The sequence below is a fragment of the Arthrobacter sp. NPDC058130 genome (assembly GCF_042884475.1).
GTDB lineage: Bacteria > Actinomycetota > Actinomycetes > Actinomycetales > Micrococcaceae > Arthrobacter.
Genome location: NZ_JBHVTV010000002.1, coordinates 318,528 through 344,719, shown reverse-complemented (window position 1 = coordinate 344,719; position 26,192 = coordinate 318,528). Strand labels below are relative to the sequence as shown.

Annotated in this window: 28 protein-coding genes; 13 read left to right on the top strand and 15 right to left on the bottom strand. The window is 67.5% G+C overall.

Going from position 1 to position 26,192, the window contains the following annotated elements; all coding sequences use genetic code 11:
- Positions 1 to 64 precede the first annotated feature (64 nt).
- The 3 genes from ACFVTM_RS05705 to ACFVTM_RS05695 all read right to left on the bottom strand — a co-directional run bounded on the left by ACFVTM_RS05705 (position 65) and on the right by ACFVTM_RS05695 (position 2,372).
- The gene (locus ACFVTM_RS05705) at positions 65 to 841 is read right to left on the bottom strand and encodes an SDR family oxidoreductase (RefSeq protein ID WP_390202412.1); all 777 of its coding nucleotides are present in this window, start codon (positions 839 to 841) and stop codon (positions 65 to 67) included.
- Between the two features lie 150 nt (positions 842 to 991).
- On the bottom strand, positions 992 to 1,411 hold the full coding sequence (locus ACFVTM_RS05700) for an Hsp20/alpha crystallin family protein (RefSeq protein WP_390202411.1): 420 nt from the start codon (positions 1,409 to 1,411) through the stop codon (positions 992 to 994).
- 235 nt (positions 1,412 to 1,646) lie between these two features.
- Positions 1,647 to 2,372, bottom strand: a complete 726-nt coding sequence (locus ACFVTM_RS05695) for a beta-ketoacyl-ACP reductase (protein WP_390202410.1) — start codon at positions 2,370 to 2,372, stop codon at positions 1,647 to 1,649.
- A 150-nt stretch (positions 2,373 to 2,522) separates the two neighbouring features.
- Here ACFVTM_RS05695 and ACFVTM_RS05690 point away from each other — a divergent pair, with 150 nt between their 5' ends.
- Genes ACFVTM_RS05690 through ACFVTM_RS05675 form a run of 4 tightly spaced genes read left to right on the top strand, consistent with a single transcriptional unit; the run spans position 2,523 to position 4,615 of the window.
- A complete protein-coding gene (locus ACFVTM_RS05690) occupies positions 2,523 to 2,969 on the top strand; it encodes a DUF3099 domain-containing protein (protein WP_390202409.1) in 447 nt (148 codons plus the stop codon).
- Positions 2,966 to 3,259, top strand: a complete 294-nt coding sequence (locus ACFVTM_RS05685) for a hypothetical protein (RefSeq protein WP_390202408.1) — start codon at positions 2,966 to 2,968, stop codon at positions 3,257 to 3,259. The genes ACFVTM_RS05690 and ACFVTM_RS05685 overlap by 4 nt, the downstream gene beginning before the upstream one ends.
- Positions 3,260 to 4,132, top strand: coding sequence for an SURF1 family protein (locus ACFVTM_RS05680; protein WP_390202407.1), 873 nt, complete (start codon positions 3,260 to 3,262; stop codon positions 4,130 to 4,132).
- 3 nt (positions 4,133 to 4,135) lie between these two features.
- Positions 4,136 to 4,615 (top strand): YbaK/EbsC family protein, encoded by a 480-nt coding sequence (locus tag ACFVTM_RS05675; RefSeq protein WP_390202406.1) that lies wholly within the window; start codon positions 4,136 to 4,138, stop codon positions 4,613 to 4,615.
- 71 nt (positions 4,616 to 4,686) lie between these two features.
- On the opposite strand, the gene ACFVTM_RS05670 is transcribed toward ACFVTM_RS05675, so the two are convergent.
- A complete protein-coding gene (locus ACFVTM_RS05670; RefSeq protein ID WP_390202405.1) occupies positions 4,687 to 6,285 on the bottom strand; it encodes an ABC-F family ATP-binding cassette domain-containing protein in 1,599 nt (532 codons plus the stop codon).
- 350 nt (positions 6,286 to 6,635) lie between these two features.
- Between ACFVTM_RS05670 and ACFVTM_RS05665 the strand changes: the two genes are divergently transcribed.
- The 3 genes from ACFVTM_RS05665 to ACFVTM_RS05655 are packed head-to-tail and all read left to right on the top strand — an operon-like array spanning position 6,636 to position 8,748.
- Positions 6,636 to 7,283, top strand: coding sequence for a biotin transporter BioY (locus ACFVTM_RS05665; protein WP_390202404.1), 648 nt, complete (start codon positions 6,636 to 6,638; stop codon positions 7,281 to 7,283).
- Positions 7,280 to 8,113, top strand: a complete 834-nt coding sequence (locus ACFVTM_RS05660) for an energy-coupling factor ABC transporter ATP-binding protein (RefSeq protein ID WP_390202403.1) — start codon at positions 7,280 to 7,282, stop codon at positions 8,111 to 8,113. The genes ACFVTM_RS05665 and ACFVTM_RS05660 overlap by 4 nt, the downstream gene beginning before the upstream one ends.
- Entirely contained in the window at positions 8,110 to 8,748 is a 639-nt protein-coding gene (locus ACFVTM_RS05655; RefSeq protein ID WP_390202402.1) for an energy-coupling factor transporter transmembrane component T family protein, read from the top strand. The genes ACFVTM_RS05660 and ACFVTM_RS05655 overlap by 4 nt, the downstream gene beginning before the upstream one ends.
- A 57-nt stretch (positions 8,749 to 8,805) precedes the next feature.
- Here the strand turns inward: ACFVTM_RS05655 and ACFVTM_RS05650 are convergent, their stop codons facing one another.
- The 3 genes from ACFVTM_RS05650 to ACFVTM_RS05640 form a co-directional block, all read right to left on the bottom strand.
- Positions 8,806 to 9,861: a DNA polymerase IV gene (locus tag ACFVTM_RS05650; protein ID WP_390202810.1), complete on the bottom strand. Its 1,056-nt coding sequence runs from the start codon at positions 9,859 to 9,861 to the stop codon at positions 8,806 to 8,808.
- 519 nt (positions 9,862 to 10,380) lie between these two features.
- Positions 10,381 to 11,643: a thiolase family protein gene (locus ACFVTM_RS05645; protein WP_390202400.1), complete on the bottom strand. Its 1,263-nt coding sequence runs from the start codon at positions 11,641 to 11,643 to the stop codon at positions 10,381 to 10,383.
- Positions 11,636 to 13,039, bottom strand: a complete 1,404-nt coding sequence (locus ACFVTM_RS05640; RefSeq protein WP_390202399.1) for a class I adenylate-forming enzyme family protein — start codon at positions 13,037 to 13,039, stop codon at positions 11,636 to 11,638. The genes ACFVTM_RS05645 and ACFVTM_RS05640 overlap by 8 nt, the downstream gene beginning before the upstream one ends.
- A gap of 58 nt (positions 13,040 to 13,097) precedes the next feature.
- Between ACFVTM_RS05640 and ACFVTM_RS05635 the strand changes: the two genes are divergently transcribed.
- The gene (locus ACFVTM_RS05635; RefSeq protein WP_390202398.1) at positions 13,098 to 13,985 is read left to right on the top strand and encodes a neutral zinc metallopeptidase; all 888 of its coding nucleotides are present in this window, start codon (positions 13,098 to 13,100) and stop codon (positions 13,983 to 13,985) included.
- A gap of 48 nt (positions 13,986 to 14,033) precedes the next feature.
- On the opposite strand, the gene ACFVTM_RS05630 is transcribed toward ACFVTM_RS05635, so the two are convergent.
- The 7 genes from ACFVTM_RS05630 to ACFVTM_RS05600 form a co-directional block, all read right to left on the bottom strand.
- Positions 14,034 to 14,633 carry a hypothetical protein gene (locus ACFVTM_RS05630; protein ID WP_390202397.1) on the bottom strand — a complete coding sequence of 200 codons (600 nt, stop codon included), beginning with the start codon at positions 14,631 to 14,633 and terminating at the stop codon, positions 14,034 to 14,036.
- Between the two features lie 192 nt (positions 14,634 to 14,825).
- The gene (locus ACFVTM_RS05625; RefSeq protein WP_091561601.1) at positions 14,826 to 15,158 is read right to left on the bottom strand and encodes a metal-sulfur cluster assembly factor; all 333 of its coding nucleotides are present in this window, start codon (positions 15,156 to 15,158) and stop codon (positions 14,826 to 14,828) included.
- 13 nt (positions 15,159 to 15,171) lie between these two features.
- Complete coding sequence (gene sufC, locus ACFVTM_RS05620; RefSeq protein WP_390202396.1) at positions 15,172 to 15,969, bottom strand: Fe-S cluster assembly ATPase SufC; 798 nt, start codon at positions 15,967 to 15,969, stop codon at positions 15,172 to 15,174.
- Between the two features lie 90 nt (positions 15,970 to 16,059).
- A complete protein-coding gene (locus ACFVTM_RS05615) occupies positions 16,060 to 16,419 on the bottom strand; it encodes a non-heme iron oxygenase ferredoxin subunit (protein ID WP_390202395.1) in 360 nt (119 codons plus the stop codon).
- Positions 16,420 to 16,458: 39 nt separating this feature from the next.
- Positions 16,459 to 17,745, bottom strand: a complete 1,287-nt coding sequence (sufD, locus tag ACFVTM_RS05610; protein WP_390202394.1) for a Fe-S cluster assembly protein SufD — start codon at positions 17,743 to 17,745, stop codon at positions 16,459 to 16,461.
- A complete protein-coding gene (gene sufB, locus ACFVTM_RS05605; RefSeq protein ID WP_390202393.1) occupies positions 17,745 to 19,208 on the bottom strand; it encodes a Fe-S cluster assembly protein SufB in 1,464 nt (487 codons plus the stop codon). Before sufB ends, sufD begins: the two co-directional genes overlap by 1 nt.
- Positions 19,208 to 20,077 (bottom strand): helix-turn-helix transcriptional regulator, encoded by an 870-nt coding sequence (locus tag ACFVTM_RS05600; RefSeq protein WP_390202392.1) that lies wholly within the window; start codon positions 20,075 to 20,077, stop codon positions 19,208 to 19,210. Before ACFVTM_RS05600 ends, sufB begins: the two co-directional genes overlap by 1 nt.
- A 106-nt stretch (positions 20,078 to 20,183) precedes the next feature.
- On the opposite strand from ACFVTM_RS05600, the gene ACFVTM_RS05595 reads away from it, so the two are divergent.
- From ACFVTM_RS05595 to ACFVTM_RS05575, 5 genes are all read left to right on the top strand, one after another.
- A complete protein-coding gene (locus tag ACFVTM_RS05595) occupies positions 20,184 to 21,152 on the top strand; it encodes an ABC transporter ATP-binding protein (protein ID WP_390202391.1) in 969 nt (322 codons plus the stop codon).
- A complete protein-coding gene (locus ACFVTM_RS05590; protein ID WP_390202390.1) occupies positions 21,149 to 21,961 on the top strand; it encodes an ABC transporter permease in 813 nt (270 codons plus the stop codon). The genes ACFVTM_RS05595 and ACFVTM_RS05590 overlap by 4 nt, the downstream gene beginning before the upstream one ends.
- A 7-nt stretch (positions 21,962 to 21,968) precedes the next feature.
- The gene (locus tag ACFVTM_RS05585; RefSeq protein WP_390202389.1) at positions 21,969 to 22,913 is read left to right on the top strand and encodes a heme A synthase; all 945 of its coding nucleotides are present in this window, start codon (positions 21,969 to 21,971) and stop codon (positions 22,911 to 22,913) included.
- Positions 22,914 to 23,104: 191 nt separating this feature from the next.
- Positions 23,105 to 23,608, top strand: a complete 504-nt coding sequence (locus ACFVTM_RS05580) for a hypothetical protein (protein WP_390202388.1) — start codon at positions 23,105 to 23,107, stop codon at positions 23,606 to 23,608.
- 452 nt (positions 23,609 to 24,060) lie between these two features.
- A complete protein-coding gene (locus tag ACFVTM_RS05575) occupies positions 24,061 to 25,206 on the top strand; it encodes an acyltransferase family protein (protein WP_390202387.1) in 1,146 nt (381 codons plus the stop codon).
- On the opposite strand, the gene ACFVTM_RS05570 is transcribed toward ACFVTM_RS05575, so the two are convergent.
- Positions 25,203 to 26,165, bottom strand: a complete 963-nt coding sequence (locus ACFVTM_RS05570; RefSeq protein ID WP_390202386.1) for a threonine/serine dehydratase — start codon at positions 26,163 to 26,165, stop codon at positions 25,203 to 25,205. The genes ACFVTM_RS05575 and ACFVTM_RS05570 overlap by 4 nt on opposite strands.
- Positions 26,166 to 26,192 lie beyond the last annotated feature (27 nt).

Sequence of the window (26,192 nt, the reverse complement as noted above, 5' to 3'; positions counted from 1 at the left end):
CGCGGCAATGTTTGGAAAACATTGCCGCGACGTGCCATCCCGGTCGGGCCGGGGGCCTGCGCTGCTAGTGGGAGCCGGTTTCGGCAGTCGTGTCTGCGGTCTTACCGAAGTAATCCGCACCGCCGACGTATTCGGTGTGGCCGGTCTCGACGTCGGCGGTGGCCATCTTGGCGACCTCCGCGGCGAACTCCTTGACCGAGTACAGCTTGCCTGCCTCGGCGCGGCGGGCCTCGATGGCGCCGGGGTTGGACCGGTCAAGCAAAGTGGCCGTGACGGTGCCCTCGATCATGTCGCCGGAAACCACCACGAGCGAGATGCCCTTTTCCGCCAGGGCCGGCACGAGTTCGCGCAGGGCGTCCTCGCCGGCACGCTTGCTGCGGGCCACGGGCTCGTACTCGGGCATGGTGGGAACCGTGCCGATGAAGTGGGCCTGGTGGCTGGTCACGAACACCACGCGGGAGCCTTCGGGCATCAGCGGCACGGCGGCGTTGAGCATGTTCACCTGGGCGTCGCGGTTCAGCTTCAGCGCGTAGCCCTCTTCCATTCCGCTCTCCATGCCGCCGGAGGCGTTGAGGACCAGGAGGTCCAGCGAACCGAAGTTCTCCATGGCGGCGCTGGCGAGGGCCTGGACGCCTTCCTGGGTGGTGAGGTCCGCCCCGACGGCCGCCGCGCGGCCGCCCTCGGCTTCGATCTCCGAGACGACCTTGTTGGCGCGCGGCGCCTTCTGGCGGTAGTTCACGACCACGGCCGCACCTTCGCCGGCCAGGATCTTGGCGACGTCGGCGCCGATTCCGCGCGACGAACCGGTAACGATCGCAGTCTTGTTGTCCAGCAGTCCCATACGAGCTCCTTTTGTTCCAAACGTCCAAACACTGTGGGTCTGCAATCCATCATGCCAGCGGATCGTGCCTTTGCAGTTGTTGAGCGTCCACAAAGAAGCCCCGGCAGCGTAGTTCCCGAGGTGTCATGGCCGGGACCCGCTGAAGGTGGGTCAGCTGCGGTCGATCCTGATCTTCTTCGAAGTTTCCCCCGTGAGCACCTCGGGAGCCGGTGCGCGGACCTCCAGCACGCCGTCCTTGTACGTGGCGGTGATGTCTTCTTCCTTCGCCCCCGCGGGCAGCGCAATGCTCCGGGAGGACCGGCCGTAGCGGAACTCTGAGCGATATCCGGCCTTGCTCTTATGCTCGGATGTTTCCTGCCGCTCCACCGCGATGTGCAGCATGCCCTCGCTGACCGAGACGTCGACATCCTGGTCCGGGTCGATCCCGGGCACCTCTGCCCGAACCACCAGGGTGCTGCCCTCCTGGAACTGTTCGATTTTGATCCCGGGAGCTATGGACAGATCACCGTCGAGGAAGCGGCGGACCGGCTCCAGCATGTCCGAGGGCATCCACTTGCTGAGATCACTCATGATTTTCCTCCTGCGTCCACGCCCCGGCCATGGCATGGGTTGGGGCTGTGAGGCCATTAGACGCTCCCGGGGTTCGGGTGCCAAGGGCAAAAAGGCCCGGCAAAAGGCCCGGCACGGAGGATCCGCGGCGGCGAACTAAGGCGGCGGACGGAGACAGCGGACGACGGCGGTATCCGCCGTCGTCCGCTGCCTCAGTCGCGTGCGCCGTGTCCGGCGTCGTTCTGGCTCTCCTGAGTCAGTGGCCCATTCCGAGGCCGCCGTCGACCGGAATGACCGCCCCCGAGATGTAGGACGCCTCGTCGCTGGCGATCCAGCGAACCACGTTGGCGACCTCGGAGGCCTCGGCGAAGCGACCTGCGGGGACCTTGGTCAGGTAGTCCTTCTGCGTGGCCTCGGGCAGCTCGGCCGTCATGTCCGTGTTGATGAAGCCGGGTGCGACCACGTTCGCGGTGATCCCGCGCCCGCCGAGCTCGCGGGTGAGCGAACGGGCGATGCCTACAAGGCCGGCCTTCGAGGCCGAGTAGTTGATCTGGCCGGGCGCGCCGTACAGGCCGGAGACAGAAGAGATCAGCACCACGCGGCCCTTGCGGGCACGGATCATGCCCTTGGACGCGCGCTTGATGACCCGGAAAGCGCCCGTGAGGTTGGTATCGATCACCGAGGTGAAATCGTCCTCGCTCATGCGCATCAGGAGCGTGTCCTTGGTGATGCCGGCGTTGGCGACGAGTACTTCGACGGGACCGTGGGCGGCTTCGACTTCCGCGAACGCGGCGTCCACCGAGGACTCATCTGTAACGTCCGCCTTGACGCCGAGGATGCCCTCGGGCAGCGCCGATTCGCTGCGGAAGGTCACCGCCACCTTGTCGCCGTTAGCCAGGAAGGACTCGGCAATGGCCAGGCCGATTCCCCGGTTTCCGCCGGTGATCAGAACGCTGCGGCCGGTGGTGGGTGTTTCAGACATATGGGGCTCCGGGATTCTGCGGCAGGGAAGGCCGCGCTGGGGGCTGGATTTTTCCTGCCTCCGATCTTAGCGCCCGGTTCGCTTGCGTTTGGGCGGCTCCGCCGATGGTGAGAGAATTGGAGTAAGCCTTGGGAGCGTGATCTGACAGCCGTGACACTCAAAAACCGACCCGGTGCGCCTGTGCCCGGGAGGCCGGACGCCGAGTCCGGCGGTACCGAGGTGCACAGCATCACAGACGCCGCTGCTGCGCATTCGGACGAGATGCACCAGCGGATGGTCAAATACGCCGTCGCCATGGGCATCCGCATGGTCTGCCTCATCCTGATTTTTGCGGTAGATGGCTGGTTCAGGCTCATCCCGGTGCTGGGGGCCGTCTTCCTGCCCTGGATTGCCGTGGTGATCGCCAACGGCAGCGACAAAGCGGAAATCCACAGTGACTCCCTCCTGGACTACGCTCCGCTCGCAGAGCTGGACGCCGCGGCTCCCACGGGCGCGGCCGAGCCGTACGCCGGAGATGACGCCTCGGGGACGCTGCTGCAAGGCGAGCTGATCGATGATGAAAACGACGACGACGACCACGGACGGGCAGCTTCATGAACCTCTTTGACCTGGCCGGGGGCGGCGGGGACACCCCGGCGGGCCCCGGTACCGTCTGCTCCCGGAAGGCCTGCCGCGCCGCGGCCCAATGGCAGCTGCTGTGGAACAACCCCAAGATCCATACCCCGGAGCGGCGCAAGATCTGGCTGGCGTGCGGCGAGCACCGGGCGTGGCTTGAGGACTACCTCCAGACGCGCGGGCTGTGGAAGGAGACGGTGGCCCTCGCTGCGGACGCCGTCACCCTCGACGAAGGAACGCTCCCTCTCGACCCGTCAGGCAGGATCGGCTGAATGTACCGCTTTCTCTTCTCCAGTAAATGGCTGGGGTATTTGTTGCTGGCCGCGATCTTCGCCGCCGGCTGCGTCGGACTGGGTCGGTGGCAGATGGACCGCCGCGCCGAGACGCTGGCCGAAATCAACCGGGTGGTCTCCAACTACTCCGCAACGCCCGTGCCGTTCGCGGATGTCCGAGACCAGTTCAGCCGGCTGAATCCGGAGCGCGAGTGGACCCAGGTCGAGCTCAGGGGCAGTTATGACGGCGCCGGGCAGCGCATCGTCCGCAACCGCCCCCTCAACGGCCAGCCCGGCTACGAGGTGGTGGTTCCGTTCAAACTCGAGACCGGCGAAACCGTCGTGATTGACCGCGGCTGGCTGCCCATCGGCAACAACACGCCGGGCCGGCCCGACTCCGTTCCTGCGCCGCCGCAGGGTCCGGTCACGGTTGTCGCCCGCCTCAAGCCCGCCGAGCCGGAGCTTCAGCGCGGCGCCCCCGACGGCCAGCTTGCCTCGATCGATCTCGCCGCCTATTCCACGCAGCTGGGCTATCCGCTGCTCACGGGAGCCTACGGCCAGCTGGCATCCGAGTCGCCCTCGGTGCAGGACATGCCGTTCCCCTTCCCCAAGCCCTCCACGGATGAAGGTACGCACCTCTCCTACTCACTGCAGTGGTTCGCGTTCGGCATTCTGATGTTTGTCGGGTTCGGTTATGCGGCCCGGCAGCAGGCGCGCAACGCCGCGATTGACGCGGAAGACGCCGAGGCCGCCGACGGCGGTTTCCTGCACTCCAGCGGCCCGACGGTGCGGCGCCGTCCCGCTCCCCGCAAGCGGAAGAACGCGACGGCGGAAGAAGAGGAAGACGCCATCCTCGACGCGCAGGGGTTCTGAGCAGTGCGCCCTGATTCCATTCCCGGTCCGGTGGCCAACGTCAAGCGCGCCCTCACCGGGCTGGGCGTCGAGGACACCGTGACGGTGTTCCATTCGAAAGTCCCGACGGCGGCCGCGGCGGCCGCCACACTGGGCTGCGACGTCGCCGCGATCACCAACAGCCTCATCTTCGACCACGAAGGCGCCCCGCTGCTCATCCTGGCCAGCGGCGCGGCCCGGGTAGACGTCCACAAGGTCGCGGAGCAGCTGGGCGGCGGGAGAATCCGCCGCGCCTCCCCCGCTTTCGTCCTGGAACACACCGGCCAGGAAGTGGGCGGCGTGGCCCCGGTCGGCCATCCGGAAAAGATCCGGACGCTCCTGGACTCCACTCTGAAGAATCACGAGGTCCTGTGGGCAGGCGCGGGCGACCACAACTCGATGTTCTCCATCGGCTACGAAGACCTGCACCGGATCACGGGCGCGGAAGAAATGCCTGTCCGCTAACCCAACTGACTCGCAGCAGGGGCCGTTTTGAGCGCTGAAAACGGCCACAAGTGCGAGTCAGTTTGGTGGCCCTACGCCAGCGTGATCAGGTCCAGGTAGTCTTCGTTCCAGTGGTCCTCGACGCCGTCGGGCAGCAGGACCACACGCTCCGGGTTCAGTGCCTCCACGGCGCCCTCATCGTGGCTCACCAGGACGACGGCGCCGGTGTAGTTCCGCAGGGCGCCGAGGATTTCGGAGCGGCTGGCCGGGTCGAGGTTGTTCGTGGGCTCGTCGAGGAGCAGCACATTGGCGCTTGACGCCACGATCGTGGCCAGGGCAAGTCGGGTCTTTTCGCCGCCGGAGAGCACCCCGGCGGGCTTGTCGACGTCGTCTCCGGAGAACAGGAACGATCCCAGGATGCCGCGGACCTCGGAATCGTTCATGTCCGGGGCGGCCGAACGCATGTTCTGCAGGACGGTGCGATCGACGTCGAGCGTCTCGTGCTCCTGGGCGTAGTAGCCCACCTTCAAGCCGTGGCCGGCAACAACTTCGCCGGTGTCCGGCTTGTCCACGCCGGCGAGCATGCGCAGCAGCGTGGTCTTGCCGGCACCGTTCAGGCCCAGGATGACCACCTTGGAGCCGCGGTCGATCGCGAGGTCGACGTCGGTGAAAATTTCCAGCGAGCCGTAGGACTTGCTGAGGCCGTCCGCGGTCAGCGGGGTCTTGCCGCAGGGCGAGGGGTCCGGGAAGCGCAGGGCCGCCACGCGGTCATTTTCGCGGACCGCCTCAAGACCGCCCAGGAGCCGCTCGGCGCGTTTGGCCATGTTCTGCGCGGCGACGGCCTTGGTGGCCTTGGCGCGCATCTTGTTCGCCTGGTCCATGAGGACCTGGGCCTTCTTTTCCGCGTTGGCGCGTTCGCGCTTGCGGGCACGCTCGTCGGTTTCGCGCTGGGTGAGGTAGCGCTTCCAGTCCATGTTGTAGAAGTCGATCTGGGCGCGGTTGGCGTCCAGGAGGAAGACCTTGTTCACGGTCGCTTCGAGCAGTTCGGTGTCGTGGCTGATCACAATCAGGCCGCCCTGGTGGTTCTTGAGGAACTCCCGGAGCCAGGCGATAGAGTCGGCGTCGAGGTGGTTGGTGGGCTCATCGAGGAGCATGGTCTCGGCATCCGAGTACAGGATCCGCGCCAGCTCCACACGGCGCCGCTGCCCGCCGGACAGGGTCTTGAGCGGCTGGTTCAGCAGGCGGTCCGGCAGGGCCAGGTTTGAGCAGATCGCTGCCGCCTCAGCTTCGGCAGCATAGCCGCCGGCGGCCAGGAACTCGGACTCCAGCCGGTCATAGCGGTTCATCGCCTTGCGCTGGACCGCAGGGTCCTCGCTGGCCATCTCATCGTGGGCCTTGCGGAGCTTGCCGACGGCGATGTCCAGGCCGCGGACGGACAGGATCCGGTCCCGCGCAAGCTGCTCCATGTCCGGGGTGCGCGGATCCTGCGGCAGGTAGCCGATTTCACCGCTCCGGGTTACCTTGCCGGCGGCGGGCAGGCCCTCGCCCGCGAGCACCCGGGTCAGTGTTGTCTTGCCTGCACCGTTACGGCCGACCAGACCGATCTTGTCTCCCTTGTCGATCCGGAAGCTCACCTGGTCCATGAGGAGGCGGGCGCCGGCGCGCAGTTCGAGATCCTGGACGGTAATCAATGCAGCTAAGGCCTTTCACAACAGGGAATGCCGCGGCACGACGGGTGGAGTCTGGGCGGGGCCGGGGCAGGGCGGTGCGAGAGCACGGCCTCTACAAGTCTACCGGCACGGCTCCCGCTCCATGACATGCGCCCCCCGGTGGCCGACGGACGCCCGACCGCCGCCCGACCGACCTCCTTCAGTGCGTTAGTCAGGGCGGCGGGCCGCCAACATTGGCCGCGCCCTCCAGCAATGGGGCTGCCGGTTAGTGGGGCGCCTACAAAAAACCCCACCCGCCGCGACCGTACAGTCAATACCAGGATTCGAAAATCACGATTCCAATATCCGCCGCAGCATCCGACAGGAACATCATGACGCAGACCGACCGTCCCGCCACAGCCACGACCCCGCACCGGCGGATCCGCTGGAATGCCACCGATCTTGGCCTGATCGCCGTCTTTGCCGCACTTGTGGCCGCCTCCGCGCTGATCGCCGCCATTCCCGTCGGCGGGCTCGGCGTACCCATCACGCTGCAGACCCTCGCCGTCATGCTCACGGGGCTGGCCCTGGGAGCGGGCCGAGCCTTCGCCGCCGTCGGCCTGTACCTGCTCCTGGGCTTCGCGGGCCTGCCGATCTTCAGCGGCGGCCGCAGCGGGCTGGGCATCCTCGCCGGACCCTCCGCGGGCTACATCATCGGGTTCCTGCTGGCCGCCACGGCGGTAGGCTGGCTGGCCGCCGTCGTGCTCGCACGCACCGCCAACCGCACCGGAAAACTGCGCGCCGTCCTCCTGTTCGCCGCGGCCATGGTGAGCAGCATCGTCTTCATCCACGGCCTCGGCATCCTGGGCATGATGGTCAACGCCAAGCTGGACTTCTCGAAGGCCTTCATCGCCGACCTCGCGTTCTACCCCGGCGACATCATCAAGAACGTTCTGGCTGTCAGCATCGCCCTGGCACTGCACAAGGCCTTCCCGGACCTGCTGCTGCGCCGCGTCCGGACGGCTGACACCCGCCCGTGAGCAGCATCGTCCTGGACCGGGTGACGGTGCGGGTGTCGGTTGACGGCCGCCCCGCACCCAAGACACTGCTCCAGGAGCTATCGCTGGACCTCACCGAACGGCGGATCGGGGTGATCGGGGCCAACGGCTCAGGTAAATCCACCCTCCTGCGGCTCCTCAACGGGCTCGTGGCACCGAGCGATGGCACGGTGGCAGTCGACGGCGCCGATACCGTCCGCGCCGTGCGGGAGGTCCGCCGGCGCGTGGGCTTTGTCTTCACGGATCCGCTCTCCCAGCTCGTCATGCCCACGGGTCGCGAGGACGTGGAACTGTCGCTGCGCCGCTCCATCCGCAACGCCACAGAGCGCCGGGCCCACGCCGAATCTGTCCTGGAACGGTTTGGCCTCCTGCTGCTCGCGGACCAGAGCATCTACGAGCTTTCCGGCGGCGAACGCCAACTCCTGGCGCTGGCTGCGGTCCTCGCCGTGGACCCGGACGTGCTGGTCCTGGACGAGCCGTCCACGCTGCTGGATCTCCGCAACCGCGAACTGCTGCGGCGCACGCTGGCCGGACTCCGCCAGCAGGTCATCCTCTCCACCCACGACCTCGAGCTCGCCCGCGACATGGACCGGGTGCTGGTGGTCGACGCCGGGAAGGTCGTGTTCGACGGCGAACCGTCCGCCGCCGTCGCGCACTACCGCGCCGTGAGTTCCGCCGGCCTGCCCGCGGCTGGAGGCCGGCCCGCCGGCGGGATCGGGGACGGTATCGGTGGCTCGGTCGCTGGTGGCCGGGACGGGGGCGCCGTGGCCGATCGGACCGGCACGGGGCAGACCCGCCTGGAGCAGACATGAGCAGCCACGGCCTCCTTCTGGCCACGTACGTGCCGGGCTCGTCCGTGATCCACCGCACGCCGCTGTGGCTGAAGTTCGTGCTGGTTGTTGGCTGCGGAATGGCCTCGTTCCTGATTGCCGACTGGGCCGTGTCCGCCGCTGTGCTGGCTCTGCTGTGCGGCCTGTTCCTGCTCAGCGGGGCAGGCCCCGCCCGGCTGTTTCGCGCAGTGCGCCCGGTCCTGCCGGTCCTGCTGGCCATCGGCCTCTTCCAATGGTGGCAGCTGGGTGCCCCGACCGCCGCGCGGATCGTGCTGAACGTCCTGGTCTGCGTCGTCGCGGCATCAATCCTGACCGCCACCACGCCGGTGCAGGCGCTGCTCGACGGCGTGGCCTCCCTGGCCAGGCCCTTCCGGCGGGTCGGCGCGGATCCGGAACGCTTCGCCCTGACGATTGCCATCATGCTCCGCAGCATCCCGTTCGTTGCCGGGGCGTATGCTGACGTGCGCGATTCTGCCCGTGCCCGCGGACTCGAACGCAACCCGCGGGCCCTTGTGCTGCCCGTCTTCATCACCACGGTGGCCTTTGCCCGGCAGACCGGTGAAGCCCTGGCCGCCCGCGGGCTGGGCGAACCGGAGGATCCGGAGGATCCGGAGTAAGCCCCTCCGTGCCGGGCCGGCGCCGGCTCCCGCTCCGGAGGTGACGGAGCGGCGCCGTCACCAACCGCCGCGCGTCGGCGTATGTCCCTTGCGGGCATCGTCGGGCATTGCCATTTCGGCCCGCAGGCCCAGGAGCCGGATCGGGCGCCCTGCTTCGATGCTGGCGGCGAGGTCCAAGGTCCGCGCGAGGATTTCGTTCCGGTCGAATGTCTCCGGAATTTTCCGCGCGTGGGTCGTGGTGAAGAACGGTGCGTACCGAACCTTCAGGGTCAGTCCGATCACGGGCCGTCCTTCGGCCACAACATCCTCAAGGACACGCGCTGTCAGCTGCCTCACGGCGTCGTCCACCTGGGCGGGCTCGGTCAGGTCCCGCTGGAACGTGGTCTCCCGGCTATGCCCGCGGGCAACCCACGGGGTGTCGTCCACGACGCTGGCGCCGTCCCCGCGTCCGAGCTCCGCGTACCAAGGACCCATCCTGGGGCCGAACTCCGGGACCAGGTCCTGGGGGTCGGACGCGGCGAGCTCGGCGACTGTGTTGATGCCGAGTTTGGACAGCCGGCCCGACACTTTGGTTCCGACGCCCCACAGGTCCTTGGTTGGCCGGCTGCCCATGACCTCGAGCCAGTTTCCGGCAGTGAGACGGAAGACGCCGGCCGGCTTGCCGAAACCGGTGGCGACCTTGGCTCGGACCAGCGTGTCTCCGATGCCCACGCTGCAATGCAGCTGTGTTCGCTCCAGGACAGCGGCCTGCACCTGCCGGGCGTAGGCTTCCGGATGCTCTGTCTCAGTGCCTACAAAGGCCTCATCCCAACCCAGCACCTGCACGGTGGCGCCGGGCTGCGCGCGCAGGGTGGCCATCACCGTTTCAGACGCCGCGAGGTAAGCCTCGTGATCGACGGGCAGGATCACAGCGTCGGGCACTTTCCGGGCCGCAATGCGTAAGGGCATTCCGGACCCCACACCGAACGCCCTGGCTTCGTAGGATGCGGTCGACACCACAGCCCGTTCCGTGGGGTCGCCCCGGCCGCCGACAATGATCGGCCTGCCCGCAAGCTCCGGCCGCCGCAACACCTCGACCGCCGCAATGAACTGGTCGAGGTCGACGTGCAGCACCCACCGGATTCCGCTCACGCCACCAGTCTGCCCTAAACATCCGTGGCAAGCATCGGCACATGCCCTCGCGTGGCCGCTGCCACTGGACATATGCCTGCCATGCCCATCCTTAGTGCCCAGGAAGGGACATGTCCGGATCTGAGAGCCCGCGGGAAACTCCGCCTGCCGCGTCGTCCAATGGACATGCCCTCGCCCGCCCGCAGCCACTGGACATATGCCTGCCATGCTCATCCATAGTGCCCAGGAAGGGACATGTCCGGATCTGAGAGTCCGCGGGAAACCCCGCCGCCGCGTCGTCCAATGGACATGCCCTCGCCCGCCCACAGCCACTGGACATATGCCTGCCATGCCCATCATTAGCGCCCAAGAATGGACATGTCCCTTCCCAGGAGCCAGAACGGGGTATGCCCCGCAGCGGGAAAGTGGATATGCCCTCCGCTGCCCGCGGCCAGTGGACATGTGCCCCATATGTCCACTGGTTGCAACGAAGAATGGGCATGTCCCGCGGGGGCCGGTGGGTTAGTCGAGCCGGGTGTACCCCATTAGCGCAGCCGTGCCCATACCGCCTGCGATGCTGATCATCGCCAGGGCAAGCCGGCCTTGCTCTGGGGATCTGCGCGCTTGTGCCAGCAGCCTGGTAACCAGGACCGCGCCCGAGGCTCCGTAGGCGTGACCAAGGGCCAGGGCGCCGCCGTCGAGGTTCGCTTGCTCTGGGTCAATCCCCAACTGATCAAAACAGGCGAGAGTCTGGGAGGCGAAGGCCTCGTTGAATTCCACCAGGCCTAGATCCGCTGCCGTCACGCCGTGGGCCGCGAGGAGCCGTTCGGCGGCTGCGGCCGCGCCGATGCCCAGAAGCTGCGGGGCTACCCCGGCCGTGTCGGTTCCGAGCACCAGCAACCCGTCCGCAGCGCCCAGCCGCCGGGCCCGTTCCAGGGACGTGACAACGACGGCCGCCGCGCCATCAGCGTCGAAGCACGAATTCCCTGCCGTTACCGTGCCCGCGCTGGCAAACACGGACGGGAACCGGGCCATGAGGGCCGGGCCAAGGCTCGGCCTCGGACCGTCGTCGGCCCAGGTGCCCGCTCCGGAGTCAGCAGCGAGTGGCACGATCTCGCCGTCGAACCGCCCGGCAGCGGCGGCGGCCAGGGCGCGTTGGTGGCTGCGGAGCGCGAAGGCGTCCTGGCGTTCCCGGCTGATGCCGAAGTGGGCGGCGACGTTCTCGGCCGCCACGCCCATGTCCGGATCGCCAAGGCTCAGCGGCGCGAACTGGGCCCGGCTGTAATAGTCCGGGCTGCCGTCCTCGTTGCGGTGTGCCCGGAGCGGCGCCGTGCTGATGCTCTCCACGCCGCCTGCGAGGTAGAGGCCAGCGCCGCCGGCAGCGACCAGCCGCGAGGCCAGGACGATCGCGTCCAAACCGGAGCCGCATTGCCGGTCCACGGTAACGCCGGGAACGGTGACGGGCAGGCCCGCCTCCAGCGCCGCCAGCCGGGCCACGTTTCCGCCGCCGCCCACGGCGTTTCCGATCACGACGTCGGTCACGGACTCGGGCGCGGCACCCACGCCACCAACAGCACCACGCTCGGCGCCGAGCTCGGCAAGCAGGCTGCGGAGCACCGGAGCCAGGAGTTCGTGGGCGCGCAACTTCTTGAGTGCACCGTTGGCCCGGCAAAGCGGCGTCCGCCGCGCGGCGATGATCACGGGTTGCCGGTCCTCCGGCAACAGCCCAGGAAACTGCAGGCAGCCAGGGACCACCGGCCCGGTGTCGTCGTGTGGCTCAGCCAAGGCGGCGGATCCTGGGATCATTCCCGGCCACCCAGTCGAGCATCAGCTGCCGGCTGATCTTCCCGCGGTCTGTCACGGGCAGCTCCGCCAGCGCGAAGTACTCCAGGGGGCGCTTGTTGCGTGCCAGGACATCGTCAATCCCGGACCTGAGCTGAGTGGCGGTGACCGCGCCGTGCGAGGGCACAACGCCGGCCACGACGCGCTGGCCGCGAAGGTCGTCGGTCATGCCGGCAGCCACGGCGGCGGCGACGCCGGGGACGGACGCCAGCGCCATTTCGACTTCGTGCGGGTAGACGTTGGTGCCGGCGGTGATGATCATGTCGGAGCGCCGGCCCAGCATGTGCAGCGTCCCGCCGGAGAGGTACCCCTGGTCTCCCACCGTGTACCAGCCGTCGAAACAGCGCAGGGCCTGGCCGTCGTCACCCCAGAGGTAGCCGTTGCTGACCATACCGCTGCGGACGCAGATGTTGCCGTCGCTGCCGTCCGGTAGTTCGGCCCCGTGATCGTCCAGGATGCGGATGTCGACGCCGGGAAACGGCTTCCCGATGCCGGTCCCGCCCGGCTCTACGGGTTCGCCCGGACCCAGCCCGGCGCCGGAGACGAAGCTGAGCTCGGAGGCGCCGTAGTACTCGAAAATGGTGGCGTTGGGCGCCCAGCGCCGGGCCGCCTCCAGTGTCCGGGCGTCCAGCTTGGAACCGGCGCAGATGATGCTGCGGATGCCGGAGGCATCGACGCCGCCGGCCAGGCCGCGTTCGCTGAGCAGCCGGAGCATCGTGGGGACCAGCACCAGGCGGGTGATGCCGTCGTGGCTGACAGCCGCGTGGGCGGCGCCGACGTCGAAGTGCTCCAGGGTGTGGAATTCGGCGCCGGCGTACAGGCATTCGGCGAGGGCGTAGAGGTTCAGGCTCGCGGCGAGCGGGCCGGGGGCCAGGGACTTGTCGTCCTGAGTCAGCCCGAAGAATTCAATGGAGGCGTCGAACGATTCCTGCCAGGACCGCCGCGAACGGGTGAACGCCTTGGGGACCGAGGTGGTGCCGGAGGTCAGGCCGATCAGGAACGAGGTGTCCGGCGGCCCGTCCGCCAATGCCGCTGCCACTGACGGCGGCAGCGCCGGTTCCGTCAGGGCGATGCGCGCGGTGATTCCGTCCTGCAACTGCTGCGGCCAGGCTGGATCCAGCACGGCGCACTGCCGCTCCCCCGCGACGGCCGCCGCGAACTCTACGGCGAAGCGGATGGAATTGTGTTCGGACAGCACAGTTACGGCGGGCGCCGCGGACACCAGCGCCGCCGCTTGGTCCCGCAGGCCGGACCAGCTCAGGTGCTCTCCGGCCACGACGACGGCTGTTTCGTCGGGACGGTCATCGGCCCAGCGCTGGAGTCTGTCGAGAAAAGGCATCGAACCAACTTTACCGTTGCCGGGCGCCGCCGCGGCCCGTGCGGGATATTGTGACAGCATGAGCTTCAACGACGACGCCCCGCTGGATCCGTCACAAGTCCAGGACCGCCGCGGGAGGGGCCGTGGCACCATGATCGGCGGCGGGATCGGCGGCGGGATCATCCTGCTGCTCGCCGCCCTGTTTGGCATCAACCCCCAGCTGCTCGAAGGCCTGGCCGGCCCCGCCCAGGATGCCCAGTCACAGAACCAGGGCTCTGCCCCCGCCTGCAAGACGGGCGCCGACGCCGACGCCCGCCTCGACTGCAGGATTACTGGCACGGTCAACAGCCTGAACGCCTTCTGGCCGGCCTATCTGGCCCAGTACAACGTGAAATATCCGCGGCCCCAGGCCGTGATCTTCACGGGCGGAACCAGCACCGGCTGCGGCGCCGCGACCACCGAGGTCGGACCGTTCTACTGCCCGGCGGACACCACGGCGTACTTCGATCCCGGCTTCTTCCAGGAACTCGTGGACCGGTTCGGCTCGTCCGGCGGGCCGCTGGCCCAGGAATATGTCGTGGCCCACGAATTTGGCCACCATGTGCAGAACCTGCTCGGCAACCTGGACCGGGCGCAGCAGGACCCCCAGGGGCCCGGGTCCGGCGGTGTGCGCGTCGAGCTCCAGGCCGACTGCTACGCGGGGCTGTGGGCCCACTATGCAACCACGCAGGCGGACCCCAAGACCGGCCAGCCCTACCTCGAGCCTTTCACAAACAAGGACCTCCAGGATGCCCTGTCGGCCGCCTCGGCCGTGGGCGATGACCGTATCCAAAAGGCCGCGACGGGCCGTGTCTCACCCGAGGCGTGGACCCACGGGTCAAGTGCCCAACGGCAGAAGTGGTTCTATCAGGGGTACACGACCGGAGACATCAACAAGTGCGACACGTTTGCGGTGGCGGCCCCGTAACCTCGGGGGTACCCCAGACCCGCCGGCATTAGCCTCGCTGCCCTGGCCTCACCCGCGTGGCGGCCTGCGCCGGACCGGGATTTCGACGTAGCTGAGGAATCCGGCGTGGCCGAGGTGCCGGTGTTTCGGGTGCCACACCGGGCGGTACTGGTGCCCGAACGGGTCGGTCACCCGGACGGTTTCCAGCCTGCTGTTCCCGGCAAGGAGGCGGTCGACGTCGGCCAGCAGGTTGCGCCGCGTCGCGAGCCCGTCGATGTCCAGGCTCCACAGCCCCAGCTCGGCATCCGTTCCGCGTTCCAGCTGGAGCGTCTCGAACAGTCCGGCCACGAGCCCGGCGAGCCCGGCGGTGTCGGCGCGCTGCAGCCGGTGGCCCTCGGGATGCACTTCGCGGGCGTCGGCCAGGGCCTGCCGAAGCCAGTGAAGTTCCACTGATCCCAGGGGCGGCCCCAGGCGCAGGTGGCGGTGTTCGTCCAGCTCCAGCCGGTACGAGGTGGCGCCGCGGTCAATGATGCAGGGAGCCTCGCCGACGTATTCAAAGTCGGCCAGGAGGTCTTCCCGGGAACGGTAGTAGGAGAACTCGCCGCTGTCCTCGACCACCACATAGTCCCCGACGGCGGTGGCGGGCCGCGGCGCTGGGGTGGCATCCATTGCGGTGTGCCTCCTGTCGACGTAGGCCGAGTCCGAAGAGTGGTGGGCTCCTTGTCTTTATGAGACCACCGCCACGGCGATATGGGAACGGCGGTTAGGAAGACAACGGCGGCCCCGCCTCGGTGAGGTGGGGCCGCCGTCGTTCACAACCTGGACCGCGGCCCGTTGGTGTGTGGAGCTATGCGTGGGGACCTAGATGTTGAAGCCCAGCGCGCGCATCTGGTCGCGGCCGTCTTCGGTGATCCGTTCCGGACCCCATGGCGGCATCCACACCCAGTTGAGCCGCCATTCGTCGACGATCCCGTCGAGGGCCTTGCCGACCTGTTCCTCGATGACATCGGTCAGCGGGCAGGCGGCGGTGGTGAGCGTCATGTCGATCAGCAGGGCGCCGTCGTCGTCCGAGTACTTGAGGCCGTACAGCAGGCCCAGATCAACGATGTTGACCCCGAGTTCCGGGTCGATCACGTCCTTGAGCGCCTCCTCCACGTCCTCGAGGCCCGTGCGGGCCACATTGAGTTCGGTCATGGCGGACTCCTAACTATGCCTGGGCTGCAGCCGAGGCGGCAGCGATGGTGGCCGCCCCTGCGCCGGTGGCGTAGCGGTCGTAGCCTTCTTCTTCGAGGCGGTCGGCGAGCTCCGGACCGCCTTCTTCAACAACCTGGCCGTCGACGAACACGTGCACGAAGTCCGGCTTGATGTAGCGCAGGATCCGGGTGTAGTGCGTGATGAGCAGGGTACCCATGTTGCCGCCCGCGTGGGCGCGGTTGACACCCTCGGAGACGACCTTCAGCGCGTCGACGTCGAGGCCGGAGTCGGTCTCGTCCAGGACGGCGAACTTCGGCTTGAAGAGCTCCAGCTGGAGGATTTCAACGCGCTTCTTCTCGCCGCCGGAGAAGCCCTCGTTGACGTTGCGCTGGGTGAAGTCGGCGTCGATGCGCAGCTGCGCCATGGCCTCCTTGACGTCCTTGGTCCAGGTGCGCAGCTTCGGGGCTTCGCCGTCGATCGCGGTCTTGGCAGTGCGCAGGAAGTTGGTCATGCTCACGCCCGGTACCTCGACGGGGTACTGCATGGCGAGGAACACGCCCGCGCGGGCGCGCTCGTCCACGCTCATCGCGAGGACGTCTTCGCCGTCAAGGGTGATCGTGCCGGAGGTGACGTTGTAGCGCGGGTGCCCGGCGATCGTGGACGCCAGGGTGGACTTGCCGGAACCGTTCGGCCCCATGATGGCGTGCGTCTCACCGGTCCTGATGGTCAGGCTGACGCCCTTCAGGATTTCCTTGGTGCCCTGCTCGGTGTCAATGCTGACGTGCAGGTCCTTGATCTCAAGAGTCGACATATGTCTTGTTCTCCTCTGCACCGTGCCCTCAGGCAACTGTGCGTTTTCTTGGCGATAAGTTTTTCTGTGCGGGTTGCCGGCTGCAGGCAGCTAGCTGAAGTTTGGAGCCTCGGCGCCGTTCAGGACGTTGGTGACGTCAACGTAGACCTCGTCATCCTGGACGGTCACGGCGAACACGGGAACAGGATCATAGGCTGGCAGCTGGAGCGGCTCGCCGGTGCGCAGGTCGAACTGGGAACCGTGGCCCCAGCATTCGATCTTGCAGCCTTCAACTTCTCCTTCGGAGAGGGAGATGTCCGCGTGCGAGCAGGTGTCGCCGATCGCGTGGATCTCCCCCATCGAGTCCTTCACGATCGCTACGGGGTAGTCGTCGATCAGGATCCGCAGCGCCTGCTTGAGCTGGATCTCGCTGGCGTTGCAGACTAGCTCGCCCTTTGGCTGTTCAGTCATTGATGTGTTCCGTGTTCCTGTGTTCTTTTGTGCTGGGCACTAGTTGTCCGTTGCCGCGAGTTCGCGCTCGACGGCTTCCGTGAGGCGCTCTTCGATGGCGGGGACCTTGATCTTCTGGATGATCTCGTTGAGGAAGCCACGGACCACCAGGCGGCGGGCCACATCTTCCGGGATGCCACGGGCCATCAGGTAGAACAGGTGCTGGTCGTCGAAGCGTCCAGTGGCGCTGGCGTGCCCTGCCCCGGCGATCAGGCCGGTCTCGATTTCGAGGTTCGGCACGGAATCGGCGCGGGCGCCGTCGGTGAGGACCAGGTTGCGGTTGGCCTCGTAGGTGTCGGTGCCTTCTGCCTCCTTGCGGATCAGGACGTCACCCACCCAGACGGTGTGCGCGTTGCGGCCCTGCAGGGCGCCCTTGTACAGGACGTTGGACTTGCAGTTGGCCACGGCGTGGTCCACGAACAGGCGCTGCTCCAGGTGCTGGCCGGCGTCGGCGAAGTACAGGCCGAACAGTTCAACTTCGGCGCCCGGGGCGGTGAAGCGTGCGGACGGGGTGACGCGCACCAGGTCGCCGCCGAGGCTGACGACGATGTGCTTGAACTTCGCGTCGCGGCCGAGCTTGGCCTGCTGGGAGGAGGCGTGCACGGCGTCGTCGTTCCATTCCTGGAGCGAGATGACGGTCAGCTGCGCGCCGTCCTCAACCAGGATTTCGATGTTTTCCGAGACGACGGCGGAGCCCTGGTGGTCCAGGACCACGACGGACTTGGAGAACTTTTCCGCGACAATCACGACGTGCTGCGCGGAGGCCTCGGTGCCCTGGCCGGTGAGCAAGATGCTGACCTCGCCGTCGACCTGGACCTCGGAGGGTACGGTGATGACGGTGGCTTCGGTGAAGTTTTCCCAGGCGTTCGCGGAGACGCGGTCCTCGGGGATGGCGGCGGAGCCGATCCGGCGGTCCTCGCGGCCGACGGTCTCGACCCGGACATTGTCCGGAGCGGTGACGCTCACGGACGGCGCGGCGCCGTTGAGGACCTCGGTGTGCAGGCCGCGGAGGCGCTTGAGCGGGGTGAACCGCCAGTCCTCTTCCAGACCGGTCAGCGGCTTGAAGTCCGCCAGCTTGTAAGAGGTCAGGCGGCCGGCGCGTGAGCTGTCCGGAACGCCGACGCCGCCGCCGTGCGAGTGGCGCTTGACGGCTTCGCCAGCCAGCGGCGACTTGGATTCCGTGGCGTTAAGCGGGGAAAGGCTTTCGCCTTCCTCGGTGAAACCGTTGATGAACGGCTGGGCTGACGGCGCGCCGATGCGGGCCTTTTCAGTAGTGATGTCAGTCATTAACCGACCGATCCTTCCATCTGCAGTTCAATCAGGCGGTTCAGCTCAAGGGCGTATTCCATCGGCAGTTCGCGGGCAATCGGCTCGATGAAGCCGCGGACGATCATCGCCATGGCCTCGTCTTCGCGCATGCCGCGGGACATCAGGTAGAACAGCTGCTCTTCGCTGACCCGCGAGACCGTGGCCTCGTGGCCCATCGTGACGTCGTCCTCGCGGATGTCGATGTACGGGTAGGTGTCCGACCGGCTGATGGTGTCCACCAGGAGGGCGTCGCAGCGGACCGTGTTGGCCGAGTGCTTGGCGCCCTCGCGGACCTGGACCAGGCCGCGGTAGGCGGCGCGGCCGCCGCCGCGGGCCACGGACTTGGAGATGATCGAGCTCTTGGTGTTGGGCGCGATGTGGACCATCTTGGAGCCGGTGTCCTGGTGCTGGCCTTCGCCGGCGAATGCGATGGACAGGGTCTCGCCCTTGGCGCCTTCGCCCACGAGGTAGACGGCCGGGTACTTCATGGTGACCTTGGAGCCGATGTTGCCATCGATCCATTCCATGGTGGCGCCCTCTTCGCAGATGGCGCGCTTGGTGACCAGGTTGTACACGTTGGTGGACCAGTTCTGGATGGTCGTGTAGCGGACGCGGGCGCCCTTCTTCACGACGATTTCCACGACGGCCGAGTGCAGCGAGTCCGAGGTGTAGATCGGCGCGGTGCAGCCTTCGATGTAGTGGACGTAGGAGTCCTCGTCGGCGATGATCAGCGTGCGTTCGAACTGGCCCATGTTTTCGGTGTTGATGCGGAAGTAGGCCTGCAGCGGGATGTCCACGTGGACGCCCTTGGGCACGTACACGAAGGATCCGCCGGACCAGACGGCCGTGTTCAGCGACGCGAACTTGTTGTCGCCCACCGGGATGATGGTGCCGAAGTACTCCTGGAAGATCTCCGGGTGTTCGCGCAGCGCCGTGTCGGTGTCCAGGAAGATGACGCCCTGGGCTTCCAGGTCCTCGCGGATCTGGTGGTACACAACCTCAGATTCGTACTGCGCGGCGACGCCGGAGACGAGGCGGCTGCGCTCGGCTTCCGGGATGCCCAGCTTCTCGTAAGTGTTCCGGATGTCCTCGGGAAGGTCTTCCCAGGTTGCGGCCTGCTTCTCGGTGGAGCGCACGAAGTACTTGATGTTGTCGAAGTCGATGCCGGACAGGTCCGCGCCCCAAGTGGGCATGGGCTTGCGGTCGAAGTACTTCAGGCCCTTGAGGCGGAGGTCCCGCATCCATTCCGGCTCGCTCTTCTTGGCCGAGATGTCCCGGACTACGTCCTCATCGATGCCGCGGCGGGCGTTGGCGCCGACGTCGGTCTTGTCGGCCCAGCCGTACTCATAGGTGCCGATTCCGTGCAGTTCGGGATTCTTCTCCAGAATCTCCGAAATCACAGTAGAGTCAGCAACCTTCTTCTCTGATAGTTGGTCCGTCATCACGGCCTTTCTTGCAGATGGTTGGATACTTCGTCCGGGTTGACCGGGGCTGCGGGACCAGAAGTCCCGACGGCGGCCGGACGGCCCGTAGGTATGTGGGTGGTACAAACGTGGCCGCCGCGCGCAAGTGTGGACAGCCGGCGCACATCGACGCCTACCAGCCGGGCGAAAACCTCGGTCTCCACGTCGCAGAACACCGGGAACTGCGCCGCCAGGTGCTGGATGGGGCAATGCCCCTGGCAGAGCTGGACACTGGACAGCGCGGCCGGAAGCGGCGCCTTGGCTTCAATTGACTGCGCCGACGCCACGAAACCGTCGCGGCTCAACGCCTCGGAGAGAGCCTGGGCACGGGCCGTGATGTCCGGTCCGGCCTGCTCGATCTCGGGTGCGTAGCGGCGCTCCATATCGGCGAACCGCTCGACGGCGAACTGCCGCACCGCCTCCGGTCCGGCCGCCTCGCCCAGGCGGCGCAGGGCGACAGTGGCGATGTCGAGGTAGTCGTTGCCGAGGGTCGACTGGCCCTGGGAGCTCAGGACGTAGCGGCGGGCGGGCCGTCCGGCGCCGGCACCGGCGCGGGCAACCCGTTTGACCTCAATCACTCCGCTGCGCGCGAGGTGGTCAAGGTGGCGGCGCACGGCGGCAGGAGTGAAGCCCAGGAGGTCGCCGAGTTCGGCTGCGCTGATGGGTCCGTGCTCCAGCACGGCGTTGAGGACGCGGTCACGCGTGCGCTCCTCAGCATCGTGGGTGTGGCTGCCGCCGGCTGCGGGAACGACGTCCGGCACAGCCGCCATATGCGCCCGGGCGGACCCGGCGCGCGCGGTGCCGCGCCCGGACGGGACTGCGGACGCAGAAGGGCTCATGGAATACACAACACAATCATGTCGTAATTTACTCCCGCGTTCCAGTAAGGCATGGCTTCCCTGCCCGGCACCGCCCCGACGGGAGCGGCCGTACTACATCGCGTAGAATGCTGTGGTGCGATCTCCCGAATCCCCCGTTCTGACCATCAGCGGGCTAGTCAAGGATGTTGGTCCACTGCCCACACTCGACGGCAAGATGCTGCGCGTGGTCAGCGGCCTGTCCCTCATTGCCGAACGCGGGCAGGTCACGGCCCTGCTCGGTGCCAACGGCGCTGGCAAGACCACCACCATTGAATGCGCCCAGGGCCTGCAGAAGCGTACCGCCGGGAGTATCAGCCTACTGGGCCAGGACCCGGATGCGGCAGGGGCCGGGCTCCGTGCGCGCGTGGGGGTCATGCTGCAGGACGGCGGCCTCCCGCCGTCGGCCCGCCCCATCCCCCTGCTGCGGCACATCTCCGGCATGTACCAGGACCCGTGGCCCGTCGATGAGCTCATCGGACGCCTTGGGATCGACACCTTCAGCCGCACCAACGTGCGGCGCCTGTCCGGCGGGCAGAAACAGCGGCTTGCCCTCGCCGCGGCGCTGGTCGGCAACCCGGAGGTCCTCTTCCTCGACGAGCCGAGCGCCGGGCTGGACCCGCAGTCACGGCAAATGGTCTTTGATCTCATCTCCGAGCTGCGCAACAGCGGCATGGGCATCGTCCTGACCACCCACCTCATGGACGACGCCCAACGCCTCGCCGACTACGTCTACATCATCGACGCCGGCCGCAACGTCGCAGAAGGCACGGTCGCCCAGCTCCTCCGGCACCAGCTGCCCGCCGGCGACGCAGGGCAGCACACCCGCACGTTGCTCTTTGAAACCGAACCCGGCCTGGACTTCACCGGGGTGCTGCCCGACGGCGTCGACGTCACCGAGGCGCGGGCCGGCAGTTACGCCGCGACCGGCGCGCTGACCCCGGCCGATCTCGCCGCGATCACCGGGTGGTGGGCCGCGCGCGGGATCATGCCCAGCTCCCTGAGCCTTGAGGCCCGCAGCCTCGAGGACGTCTTCCTGGACATCTCCGGAAGGGAGATCCGATGACCCGCGTTTCAAGCGGCGCCCCGCTGGAGAGCGCACGCCGCGGCAGCACGCCCGGAACCGCACACGGCAGCGCCCCCGCACCGTTGCTGCGCCGCATCGTGCTGCAGGGCCAGTACGAGACCGTCACCATGCTCCGCAACGGCGAGCAGCTGATCCTCGCGATCGTGCTGCCGCTGCTGGCCATGGTCGGCCTGACCGTGACCCCGCTGCTGGACGGACTCGGTTCGAGCCGCATCAACGTCGCCGTTCCCGGCATCCTGGCGCTGTGTGCCATGTCCACCGCCTTCACGGGGCAGGGCATCGCCACCGGCTTTGACCGCCGTTACGGGGTCCTGCGCTTCCTCTCCACCACTCCCCTGGGCCGCACTGGTCTCATTGCGGGGAAGATCCTGGCCGTGTTGGCCGTGCTGTTCCTGCAGGTGCTCGTCGTGGCCGCGATGGCCTTCGTCCTCGGCTGGCAACCTAATCCCGCGGGCTGGCTGCCCGGCCTGGCCATACTGGTCCTCGGGGCCGCATCCTTCACGGCCCTGGGGCTGCTGGTCGCCGGCACGGTCCGGCCAGAGGCGACCCTGGCCATTACCAACCTGCTCTGGATCCTGCTGGGCGCGCTGGGCGGGATCGTCATTCCGACCGAACGGCTTCCGGCGCTGGCGCAGGCTGTGGTGCACTTCCTCCCCTCCGGAGCGCTGGGCCAGGCGCTGCGGGATTCATTCCTGGACGGCAGCGTCAATGTTGGCGCCGTACTTGTCCTTCTGCTCTGGACGGCGATCGCCGGCGGCGCAGCAATCCGTTGGTTCAAGTGGAATTGAGAAATCTGTGAGCACGGCGTCACGCACCCCCCGGATCGTCTCCGGGTTCACCTCCCGGCTTCCCACCAGGGTCGACAACACGATCAGGCGGCTGGCCGTGTTGTCACTCATCGGGCAGATCGTCCTGGTGGTGACCGGCGGCGCCGTCCGGCTGACCGCCTCGGGCCTGGGCTGCCCCACCTGGCCGCGCTGCACCGAGGCGTCCCTCGCGACCACGCCGGAAATGGGGTTCCACGGCATCATCGAATTCGGCAACCGGCTCCTGACATTCGCGCTGGCCGCCATTGCCGTGATGATGCTCGTGTACCTCTGGAACCTCCGCAAGGAACGCCGCGATCTGTTCCTGCTCGCCCTCGGCCTGCTCGCCAGCATCCCGGCGCAGGCCGTGATCGGCGGCATCACCGTACTGACCCAGCTGAACCCGTGGGTTGTGGGCCTGCACTTCCTTGTGTCCATGGCCCTCGTGGTCCTCGCGACCCTCCTGGTGAACCGGGCCTACGGCCGCACCGGCAAGGCCAGGACCGTGCAGCTGCCCGCGCTGCCGGGCGCCGCGCGCCCGGTGATGACCGCCGTCGCGTTCTTCTCTGCCGTGGCGGTCTGCCTCGGCGTGGTGGTGACCGGAGCCGGCCCGCACGCCGGCGACGCCGATGCCCCGCGCAACAATCTCGACTGGGACCTTTTCGCGCACATCCACGCCGTGCCCGCCTACCTGGTGACCGCCGGAGCGCTGTTCGGGCTGTTCCTGGTGGTCCGCGGGCGGATCCCGGGGCCGTTCCGGTCCGCGGTGTTCATGCTGCTGGGCGTCACGGTGCTGCAGGCCGTCATCGGCTTCACCCAGTACTACAACGGCATCCCGGCGCTGCTGGTCGGCGCGCACATGCTGGCGGCGGCCCTGCTGATGAGCGCGGCCACCAACGCCGCGGACCTGGCCCGCTACAGCCCGGTGGAATAAACGCCGCAGCACCTCCCGCCGGGAAGCAACGCGGACCGGTACTTGGTTCACTGCCCGGGGCTGGCCCTGACAGGATTTCCGGGTGGACTATGAGATGGCATGGACATGGACCGTTGCGGCAGTGGGCCTTCCCGTTCGCTCCCGTGATGCTGACCGGAAGGCCTTCTCAGATGCAAGCGACAGAACCGACCGTGCCCCCTTCGCCCTCGGCCCGCCAACGCGCGGCGAGCCTCAAAGAGCGCGTCTACATCATCTTCACGAGCCTGGCTGTGGTGCTGGCACTTCGGAGCCACGCGGACGAGACCACCCCCGCAGCCGCGGCGGCCACCCTCAGCATCGTGGTAATCGGTTCCCTGCTGGGAATTTTCGTCGCCGATCTCCTAAGCCACCTGACCGTCCATTCGAAGCTCCCCACCGGTGAGGAACTGCACCACATGATCGCGGTCAGCGCGGACGGGCTCGGCGTGCTCGTGACTCCGCTGATTCTGCTGGCGGCGGCCGGCCTCGGGGTGTGGTCGACGGCGGTTGCCCTTGGGTGGGCGGTGGTGGTTCTGGTTGTCTCCCTGGCCGTCGTCGGCTTCCTCGCGATCCGGCGCCTGGAGATACCGCTCCATCACAAGGCCGCCATCATGTTCGCCGAAGTTGTCCTGAGCCTGCTGGTGATCGGGCTCGAACTGCTGGCCCACAACCTCTGATCACACGGCTGCCGGCGGGCGAAGGAAAAGGGCTGCGACGCTGAATTCCGTTCAACAATGACGGCCCGGAGGCGAGACTTCGCCCACATTCCGGCGCAGGTTACCCGTCAGTCACTTGTCCAGACAGGAAGGCTTTCGGAATACTGGACCCTGTAACCCGTGGGCGTAACCCGTGGGCCTGCAGGCCTGTGGGCTGAGACCGGCGGCCCTATTCCCGGCCGTCCGGGGCCTCATCGCAGGGCGTGCGCAGAACCGGAGTCAGGTTGCGTCCAGCCAAGTCGGGAATACTGGAACACGGCGCGGGACGGACGCCGCAATCAAATTAAGAGAAAGAGGACGGCTCGGTTTTGCCTTGATTCAGCTGGAATCGGAACCGGCCCCATAAAGGCACCGGAGGATATGTGGCGTTACTAGTCGGCGAAAGGTCCGCCACGGCGGCCCAAAACACTACAGTGCGCCCACGGCTGGACGGCCTGGACGTTCTTCGCGGTGCTGCCGTTGGTGCCGTCCTGCTGGGACATTCCTGGCCCGGGATTTTTCAGGGCGCCGGTATTATTGGCGTCATTGCCTTCTTCGTTTTGAGCGGTTACCTGATCACCAACGTGCTGCTCCGGGACATCGAGCGCCACCGGAAGATCCGTTACGGCCGTTTCTACGCGCACCGGGCGTTCCGGCTGGTGCCGGCCCTGATCTCCCTCCTCGGCGTGTACGCGATTGTGGAACTGGCCACCGACGTCCTCGGCGACAGGTCCAAGGGGATCGTCGGGTATACCGTGCTGGCCGGCCTTGGCTATCTCAAAGACCTGCCGCTGCCGTTCGATGTCAGCATGGCGATCGGGCCGCTCTGGACGCTGGCCGTGGAGGAGCAGTTTTACCTGATCTGGCCTGCGCTGCTCGTGCTCGCCCTGAGGCGCTGCCGCCAGGGCCGGCTGATTGGCGTCTCTGCCGCCGTCGCCCTGTTCCTCATGGCCGCCAGTGTGCTGGCGATGGTGACCCTGGCCCCGCAGCTCCACTCACTGGTTTACGCGCTGCCCACAACGTGGGGCCTGGGGCTGATCGTCGGCTCGGCCCTGCGGCTGTACAGGGTCCACGTGTTCAGCTGGTTCACCGGCCGCCGGCTTCGGCGTGCGGCCCTGCTCGGTTCCGTCGCCGTCCTCACGTCGATGATCTTCTTCCCTAAGGCCAATGAAAGCCCGGTCTTCATCGTCCTTGGCGGCCCGCTCGCCATGGCTGCCGCGGCCGTCATGGTGGCACTGGCGGCCTCCCGCACATCAGCGATGACGAAGTGGACGCGGCCGCTGCAAATGCTGGGAACCATTTCGTACGCCGCGTACCTCTGGAACTACGTCGTCATTCTCTGGCTCAACGGCGGTTCGACGGCGGATCTCCCGCCGCTGATTGCGGTTTCGGCAATCCTGCTGACCCTGCTCATCGCCGTCGTCAGCTGGCACACCGTCGAAAGGCTGGGACGCGTGGCGCGGGCGCGCTTCGACACGCACCACCCGGACACATCCCAGCCGGCCCGTCAGCGGGCCGTGGCGACGGTGCGTTCCCCGGAAGCCCCACCTACCCCTGGCCGGGAATCACCCGCAGCCTAGGCATGCTGACCTGTGGTGTCGTCGGGAGGGCGCTCCAGTGTGCAAACATCGGTATTCCCTCCGCAGACGATCACGGCCACGCGTTCCCCTTCGGCGGGCGTGTACGCCCCCGAGGTGAGGGCAGCGAGTGCCGCCGCCGCGCCGTATTCGGCCGGGATCCGGTAGTCGCTCCACAACTGTGACCGGGCGGCGACGATGGCTGCATCGTCCACCAGCACGGACGTCGGAGGGACACGGGTCGCGATGTCGAAAGCGATCTCGCCCACCCGCCGGGCGCCCAGGGAATCCACGGCGACTCCGGAAACGGCGACATCCACCGGGTGGCCGGCCGCCAGTGCCGCGTGCAGCGTGGGGATGTTGAAGGGTTCAACCGCGACGACGCGTGCCCGGCCCTCTGCCGCCGCAGCAACGCCCGCGTAGAGCCCGCCGCCGCCCACGGCGACAACGATCGTATCGATGCCGGGCTCGTCCTGCAGAATCTCCTCGGCCATGGTGCCCGCGCCGGCTGCGATCTCCAGTTGGTCGTACGCATGGCAGAACAGGGCGCCGCTTTCGGCCACATATTCCATGGCGGCCGCGAAAGCCTCCGCGTACTCCGCGCCGATCTGCCGGACAGTTGCGTTGTACCCGCGCAGGCGCTCAACCTTCACGCGCGGCGCGGTCTCCGGGACGAACACCGTGGCCGGAACGCCGAGTGCCGCGGCGGCATAGGCGTTGGCCAGGCCGGCATTGCCGCCGGAGGCCGCCACCACCCCGACGCCGGGGTCCAGTTCACCGCGCTCCCGGGCGGCTAGTTGGCGGTTGAACGCGCCCCGGGCCTTGAAAACGCCGGTGTGCTGCAGGAACTCGCATTTGAACCACAGAGGAGCCGCAGCGGTCCCCCCGCGGAGCAAAGGCGTGCGGCGCACGTAGCCGCTGATGCGGCTCTCTGCCTGGAGGACATCGCTTCGGTTGATCACTGGCTCTCCTGTGGTCGCCTTGGTTGG

Bases quoted from the DNA above. Each gene is read 5' to 3' on its own strand.
- ACFVTM_RS05625 (WP_091561601.1), bottom strand. From the start codon at position 15,158: ATGACCGAACTCAATGTGGCCCGCACGGGCCTCGAGGACGTGGAGGAG.
- ACFVTM_RS05640 (WP_390202399.1), bottom strand. From the start codon at position 13,039: ATGCCTTTTCTCGACAGACTCCAGCGCTGGGCCGATGACCGTCCCGAC.
- ACFVTM_RS05695 (WP_390202410.1), bottom strand. From the start codon at position 2,372: ATGTCTGAAACACCCACCACCGGCCGCAGCGTTCTGATCACCGGCGGA.
- ACFVTM_RS05680 (WP_390202407.1), top strand. From the start codon at position 3,260: ATGTACCGCTTTCTCTTCTCCAGTAAATGGCTGGGGTATTTGTTGCTG.
- ACFVTM_RS05700 (WP_390202411.1), bottom strand. From the start codon at position 1,411: ATGAGTGATCTCAGCAAGTGGATGCCCTCGGACATGCTGGAGCCGGTC.
- ACFVTM_RS05655 (WP_390202402.1), top strand. From the start codon at position 8,110: ATGAGCAGCCACGGCCTCCTTCTGGCCACGTACGTGCCGGGCTCGTCC.
- ACFVTM_RS05590 (WP_390202390.1), top strand. From the start codon at position 21,149: ATGACCCGCGTTTCAAGCGGCGCCCCGCTGGAGAGCGCACGCCGCGGC.
- ACFVTM_RS05615 (WP_390202395.1), bottom strand. From the start codon at position 16,419: ATGACTGAACAGCCAAAGGGCGAGCTAGTCTGCAACGCCAGCGAGATC.
- sufC (WP_390202396.1), bottom strand. From the start codon at position 15,969: ATGTCGACTCTTGAGATCAAGGACCTGCACGTCAGCATTGACACCGAG.
- ACFVTM_RS05685 (WP_390202408.1), top strand. From the start codon at position 2,966: ATGAACCTCTTTGACCTGGCCGGGGGCGGCGGGGACACCCCGGCGGGC.
- sufD (WP_390202394.1), bottom strand. From the start codon at position 17,745: ATGACTGACATCACTACTGAAAAGGCCCGCATCGGCGCGCCGTCAGCC.
- ACFVTM_RS05630 (WP_390202397.1), bottom strand. From the start codon at position 14,633: ATGGATGCCACCCCAGCGCCGCGGCCCGCCACCGCCGTCGGGGACTAT.
- ACFVTM_RS05635 (WP_390202398.1), top strand. From the start codon at position 13,098: ATGAGCTTCAACGACGACGCCCCGCTGGATCCGTCACAAGTCCAGGAC.
- ACFVTM_RS05705 (WP_390202412.1), bottom strand. From the start codon at position 841: ATGGGACTGCTGGACAACAAGACTGCGATCGTTACCGGTTCGTCGCGC.
- ACFVTM_RS05665 (WP_390202404.1), top strand. From the start codon at position 6,636: ATGACGCAGACCGACCGTCCCGCCACAGCCACGACCCCGCACCGGCGG.
- sufB (WP_390202393.1), bottom strand. From the start codon at position 19,208: ATGACGGACCAACTATCAGAGAAGAAGGTTGCTGACTCTACTGTGATT.